This is a genomic window from Rhizobacter sp. P2_H2 (assembly GCF_056403375.1).
Genome location: NZ_JBFUFP010000012.1, coordinates 22,957 through 29,363 on the forward strand (window position 1 = coordinate 22,957; position 6,407 = coordinate 29,363).

General features: G+C 69.9%; 5 protein-coding genes. All 5 read right to left on the minus strand.

Annotation, left to right across the window (positions count from 1 at the left end; all coding sequences use genetic code 11):
- Nucleotides 1–6 precede the first annotated feature (6 nt).
- Nucleotides 7–1,254, minus strand: a complete 1,248-nt coding sequence (locus tag AC1D15_RS02400) for an NAD(P)/FAD-dependent oxidoreductase (protein WP_047501368.1) — start codon at nucleotides 1,252–1,254, stop codon at nucleotides 7–9.
- A gap of 64 nt (nucleotides 1,255–1,318) precedes the next feature.
- Nucleotides 1,319–3,463 (minus strand): xanthine dehydrogenase family protein molybdopterin-binding subunit, encoded by a 2,145-nt coding sequence (locus AC1D15_RS02405; RefSeq protein ID WP_477824779.1) that lies wholly within the window; start codon nucleotides 3,461–3,463, stop codon nucleotides 1,319–1,321.
- A 10-nt stretch (nucleotides 3,464–3,473) separates the two neighbouring features.
- Nucleotides 3,474–3,941 carry a (2Fe-2S)-binding protein gene (locus tag AC1D15_RS02410; protein WP_047501364.1) on the minus strand — a complete coding sequence of 156 codons (468 nt, stop codon included), beginning with the start codon at nucleotides 3,939–3,941 and terminating at the stop codon, nucleotides 3,474–3,476.
- A gap of 87 nt (nucleotides 3,942–4,028) precedes the next feature.
- Nucleotides 4,029–5,381 (minus strand): DHA2 family efflux MFS transporter permease subunit, encoded by a 1,353-nt coding sequence (locus AC1D15_RS02415; protein ID WP_477824781.1) that lies wholly within the window; start codon nucleotides 5,379–5,381, stop codon nucleotides 4,029–4,031.
- 161 nt (nucleotides 5,382–5,542) lie between these two features.
- A partial coding sequence (locus tag AC1D15_RS02420; protein ID WP_477824780.1) for a M13-type metalloendopeptidase occupies nucleotides 5,543–6,407 on the minus strand: 865 nt, incomplete at its 5' end.

Consider the following 6,407-nt stretch of genomic DNA (forward strand, 5'->3'; position numbering starts at 1 on the left):
CACCCTCTATTCCAGGAACAGGCGCTTGACGCCCTTCAGGCTCAGCAGGGTACCCGGATTGCTGGTCTCGTTCAGCACGCCGCTCATCCGCTCGCGCAGCCGCGCACTGCGCTGCGCGCGCCAGATCACCAGGTCGGCCAGCCACGGGTGGGCGTTGATGCCGTTCGCCCGCTCATACAGCGCGAAGCGCGGCTGCAGCGCACGCAACGCCGCTTCGTAGCGGCTGCGCACCGCGTCGTCGTCGGCGTGCCGGCCGGCCAGCACGGCCTCGGCCGCCAGCAGGCCGGTCTCCATCGCCTTGCCGATGCCCTCGCCGGTGAACGAGTAGGTGCTGCCGGCCGCCTCGCCGGTCACCAGCAGGCCCGGGCGCGAGAACGCCGCGCCCTGCAGCGTGCAGCGCAGCGGCGCTCCCTTCAGCGGGCCCTGCAGCTCGCCGCCGGCCAGCAGCGCGCGGGCCGGCTCGTAGAACTCACAGAAGCTCGCGAACATCTGCCGCAGGTTCACGTCGAGCTTGTTGTGGCGGCCGTCGGCGCCGCTGCGGTGGCTGTTCGCCACGCCCACGCCGACGTTGAACACGCCGTCGCGGCATGGAAAGATCCAGCCGTAGCCGGGGCGCAGCCGGCGGTCCCACACCACGTCGAGCGCACGCAGCCGGTCTGCCATCGCCGGGTTGCGGATGTAGGTGCGCATCGCGATGCCGCTGGGCGTCTGGCGCTCGCACACGCCGGCGGCGATCAGCGCCTGCGGCACCGCGCCGGTGGCCAGCAGCACCCAGCGGGCGTGGATCTCGCGCTTCGCCTCGCCATGGCTCAGCGTCGCCCCGCTCACGCGGCCGGCCGCATCGTGCCGCAAGGCCTCGAAGTGGGCCGGGGCGAACATCTTCGCGCCGGCCCGCACCGCGGCGCGGCACAGGATCTGGTCGAGCTCGCGGCGCGGCAGCACCGCCAGCGTGCCGGGCACGTCGACCCGTCCGCCGCGCGGGCCGATGCAGCCGACGTGCCGCGCCGGCTGGGCCTGCGCCATCACCTCGTCGAGCACACCCAGCCGCGCGAGCGCCGCATGCGCATCGGGGATCAGCCCGTCGCCGCAGACCTTGTCGCGCGGAAAGCGGTGCTGGTCGACCAGCACGGTGTCGACGCCGGCGCGTGCCAGCCATTGCGCCGCCGCACTGCCGGCCGGGCCGGCCCCGACGACAAGCACCTCGCAACGTTCAGGCAGGTCGGTCAGGGGCGTGTTCTGGGTCGGCAGCGGCATCGGTCAGCTTGCGGGCTCGGGGAAGCCCGCAAGGATACCCGCGCCCTGCCCGCCTCCGACGCGGTCAGGCGCTCTGGATGTTCTCCGGCGTGAACGGCATCTTGYGCASCCGCTTGCCCGTGGCCGCGAACACCGCGTTGCCCACCGCSGGCCCGATCAGCGCCGTTGCCGGCTCGCCGATCCCGCCCGGCTTCTCGGTGCTCGGCACCAGCGTGATGTCGATCACCGGCGATTCGTTCAGCCGCAGCAGCCGGTACTGGTGGAAGTTGGTCTGCTGCACCCGGCCCTTCTCGAGCGTGATCTCGCCGAACAGCGCCGCCGTCAGCCCGAACACGATGCTCGACTGGATCTGCGCCTCCACCGTGTCGGGGTTGACCATGCGCCCGAGATCGGCCGCCACCGTCACCTTGTGCACCTGCACCTCGCCGTTGGCGACCGAGATCTCCGCCACCTGGGCCATGTAGGTGTCGTAGCCCTCCATCAGCGCGATGCCGCGGAAGCGCCCGGCCGGCGCCGCGCGGCCCCAGCCGCCGCGGTCGGCCGCGATCTTCAGCACGTTGGCGAAGCGCGGCTGGCCGCCCAGCAGCGACAGCCGGTAGGCGAGCGGGTCCTGCCCCGCCGCGACCGCCAGCTCGTCGATGAAGGTTTCGTTCGCGAACGCATTCAGCGCATGGCTGACCGAGCGCCAGTAGCCGACGCGCAGCCCCGCGTCATGCTTGACGATGTCGTGCCGCGAGGCCGGCACCGCGTAGCCGGCGACCGCCGCCTCGGTCATCAGCGGGTCCTGCACATCGGCCGGCAGGCCGAACACGCGGCCGGTGATCGATTGCGAACTCATCCGGAAGGTCATCGCGGTCGGCTTGCCGTCGGGCCCGATCGCCGCGGCCAGCCGGTGCACCGATTGCGGCCGGTAGAAATCGTGCGTCATGTCGTCTTCGCGCGTCCACAGCAGCTTCACCGGCTTGTTGACCGCCTTCGAGATCTGCGCGGCCTGGATGATGAAGTCGATGTCGATGCGCCGCCCGAACCCGCCGCCAAGGAAGGTGGTGCGCAGGCTCACGTTCTCCGGCGGCACGCCGACCACCTTGGCCACGGTGGCGGCCGCGGCGTCCTGCCACTGCGTCGGGCCGATCAGGTCGACCCGGTTGTCATGCACGTGCGCGGTGAAGTTCATCGGCTCGAGCGGCGAATGCGACAGCAGCGGCATCGTGTACTCGGCGCGGATCACCTTGCTTGCCTTCGCGATCTCGGCATCCGCATCCCCCACCGCCTTCAGCGGCAGCACCTTGCCGGACGTGAGCCCGCCGCGCGTGCTCTCCAGCATCGAGGTGTGGGTCAGCGCCGCGCCGGGGCCTTCGTCCCAGACGACGGTCAGGCCCTCGCGCGCCGTCTTCGCATGCCACCAGGTGTCCGCCACGATCGCGACACCATCGGGGATCTGCACCACGTCGATCACGCCGGGCATCGTCTTCGCCTTGGCCGCGTCGAAGCTCTTCACCGTGCCGCCGATCACCGGGCACTGCTCGAGCGACGCGTAGACCATGCCGGGCAGYTTCACGTCGATGCCGAATTCGGCGGTGCCGTTCACCTTGGACGGCGTGTCCAGCCGGCGCGTCGGCTTGCCGACGATCTTGAAATCCTTCGGGTCCTTCAGCACCACCTTGTCGGGCACCGGCAGCTTCGAGGCCGCGGCGGCCAGCTGGCCATAGGTGGCCTTCCTGCCCTTCGGGCCGATCACCCGGCCGTTCTCGGCGCGCAGCTGCGATTCCGGGATGTTCCATTTTTGAGCAGCGGCGCTGATCAGCATCATGCGCACCTGGGCGCCGGCGATGCGCAGCTTCTCCCAGCCGTCGCGCACCGAGCTCGAGCCGCCGGTGAGCTGCGGGCCGCCGAGCAGCGCGTTGCCGTAGAGCTTCTGGTTCGGCGGCGCGATCGACACCTTGATCGCGCGGATGTCGACGTTCAGCTCCTCGGCGATCAGCATCGGCATCGAGGTGTAGACGCCCTGCCCCATCTCGGAGCGGGCCGACAGCAGCGTGATGGTGTTGTCGTCGGCGATGTGCACCCAGGCGTTCGGCGTGTACAGCATGCCGGCCGCGTTGGCGTCGGAGACGGCACCGGGCAGCGCGACGCCCAGCATCAGGCCGCCGCTGGTCAGCGCCGAGCTCTGCAGGAAACCGCGCCGTGTGAGACTTGTCATCTTGGTCATGGCGGTCTCCTCAGGCCTTGTGCTGCAGGTCCGCGGCCGCGCTCTTGATCGCGGCGCGGATGCGTGGGTAGGTGCCGCAGCGGCAGATGTTGCCGCTCATCGCGGCGTCGATCTCGGCATCGCTCGGGTTCTTGTTCTGCTTCAGCAGCGCGGCCGCGCTCATCAGCTGGCCGGACTGGCAGTAGCCGCACTGCGGCACGTCGTGCTTGATCCACGCCACCTGCAACGGGTGGGTGTTGTTGCGCGACAGGCTCTCCACCGTCGCGACCGACTTGCCGGCGACGGCCGACACCGGCGTCTGGCACGAGCGCACCGGCTGGCCGTCCAGGTGCACGGTGCAGGCACCGCACAGCGCCATGCCGCAGCCGTACTTGGTGCCGGTCAGGCCGATCTCGTCGCGGATCACCCACAGCAGCGGGGTGTCGGGCTCGGCCTTCACGTCGACCGACTTGCCGTTGATCTTGAAGCGTGTGCTCACGGGTTGTCTCCTGGGGTTCCTGTGCAAGAAACCCAGGATCGCGCTCGGCGCGCCCACTGTCTGCCCGAGGGAAACCCGAAGGCCGGATCAGTCCTTCGCGGGCGCCATCCGCCACGCCGCGATCACCGCCAGTGCGCTGATCGCCCCCAGCAACCCGAAGGTCTCGTGGAAGGCCCGCAGCGGCGCCTCGGCATGCACGCCGAGCCGCCACTGCAGCACGATCCCGACGATGCTGATGCCCACCGCCCCGCCGAGCTGGCGCAGGAAGTTGATCGTGCTCGAGCCGTGCGAGATCAGCTCGCTCGGCAGCCCGCGCATCGCGCCGAGGTTCAGCGACGGCAGCACCAGCCCGAGCCCGATGCGCCCGACCACCGCCCACAGCGTGATCAGCCACAGCGCGGTGGCGAAGCCCACCGTCAGCATCAGCCAGAACGACGCCGCCAGCAGCAGCACGCCGGCCGCCACGACGCGGCTCACCGGCAGCCGGTCGGCCAGCCGGCCGGCCAGCGGGATGGTGATCGCGAGCACGATGCCCGCCGGCAGCAGCACCGCGCCGGCCTGCGACGGCGGCAGCWTCAGCGCGATCTGCATGAAGACCGGCACCAGGTAGGTGGAGCCGAACAGCGCCATGCCGTAGATGAAGGCGACCCAGCCGCCCATCGAGAACGAGCGGAAGTTGAACAGCCCGAGCCGCATGATCGGGTTGTCGCTGCGCCGCTGGCGCGCGACGAACACGACACCCGCGCCCATGGCGACCGCCAGCAGCACGACCGCCGTCAGGTGTGTCGCGTCATGCMGGTGCACGAGCCCGTTCAGCAGCGCGAGCACCGCCACCGTCAGCAGCGCGAGGCCCCCCACGTCGAGCTTGCGGTCGTGCTGGTTGACGTGCGCACCACCCGGCGAGCTGTGCGGCAGGTAGCGCGCGGCCATCGCGAGCGCGACCAGGCAGAACGGCACCACCACGAAGAAGATCGAGCGCCAGCCGAAGGCCTCGACCAGCACGCCGCCGATGCTCGGCCCGATCGCCGGTGCGAGCACGACGCCGAAGCCGAAGATGCCCATTGCCTTGCCCTGCTCATGGCGCTGGAACGCATGCAGCACGATGATCGCGGGGATGGGTTGCAGCACGCCGGCCGACAGGCCTTCAAGCACCCGCATCGCGAGCACCCATTCGAAGCTCGTCCCGAGCCCGCCGCCGATGCCGCCCAGCATCAGCAGCAGCACCGCGCCGAAGTAGCTGCTGCGGTAGCCGAAGCGGTCGAGCACCCACGGCGTGACCAGCATCGAGACCGTCATCGCCGCCATGAAGCCGGCCGACAGCCACTGCGCGCGCTCCTGGCCGAGCCCGAAGCGATGGCTGATGTCGGGCACCGCGACGTTGATGATGGTCGAGGCCATGATCGACGCCATCGTGCCGATCATGACCGTCAGCAGCACCATCCAGCGGTAGCGCTCGCCGAACCTCTCGCGCAGTTGGACGAGGGAGGCCGGCGACTGCGAGGGCGTGGTCAATGGAAGTACCTTCGTGCTACGCACTGCGGTATTCGCCCTTGGGGCGGCCCGGCGTGCTCATGCCCCCCAGTTTCGCACCGGTCGCGCGATCACCAGATCGAGACGCGCTTCTCCGGCGGCAGGTACATCTTGTCGCCCGCCTTCACGCCGAAGGTCGAGTAGTAGCCCGGGTGGTTGCGCACCGTGCCGTTGGCGCGGATCTCCTCCGGCGAATGCGGGTCCGACTTGAGCTGCTGCACCAGCGCCTGGTCGCGCGTCTTGCCGCGCCACACCTGCGCGAAGCCGAGGAAGAAGCGCTCGTCGCCGCTCAGCCCGTCGATCGCGAGCGGCGGCTGGCCGTTCAGCGACAGGTGGTAGGCCTTGTAGGCGATCTCCAGTCCCGAGTTGTCGGCGATGTTCTCGCCCAGCGTCAGCTCGCCGTTGACCTTGTAGCCCGGCACCGGCTCGAACGCGCCGTACTGCTCGACCAGGATGCTGGTCTTGGCTTCGAAACGCTTGCGGTCTTCGGCGGTCCACCATTCGCGCAGGTTGCCCAGCCCGTCGAAGCGGCTGCCTTCGTCGTCGAAGCCGTGGCTGATCTCGTGGCCGATCACTGCGCCGATGCCGCCGTAGTTGGCCGCGTCGTCGGCGGTCGGGTCGAAGAACGGCGGCTGCAGGATCGACGCCGGGAACACGATCTCGTTCATCGTCGGGTTGTAGTACGCGTTGACGGTCTGCGGCGTCATGAACCATTCGTCGCGGTCGACCGGCTTGCCGAGCTTGGCCACTTCGCGTGCATCGGCCAGCAGGCGCGCGCGCATGACGTTGCCGACCAGGTCGTCACGGCGGATCTGCAGCCGGCTGTAGTCCTTCCACTTCTTCGGGTAGCCGATCTTCGGCACGAAGGTCGCGAGCTTGGCCTGCGCCTGCTTCTTGGTGTCCGGGCCCATCCAGTCGAGCGTGTCGATGCTCTGC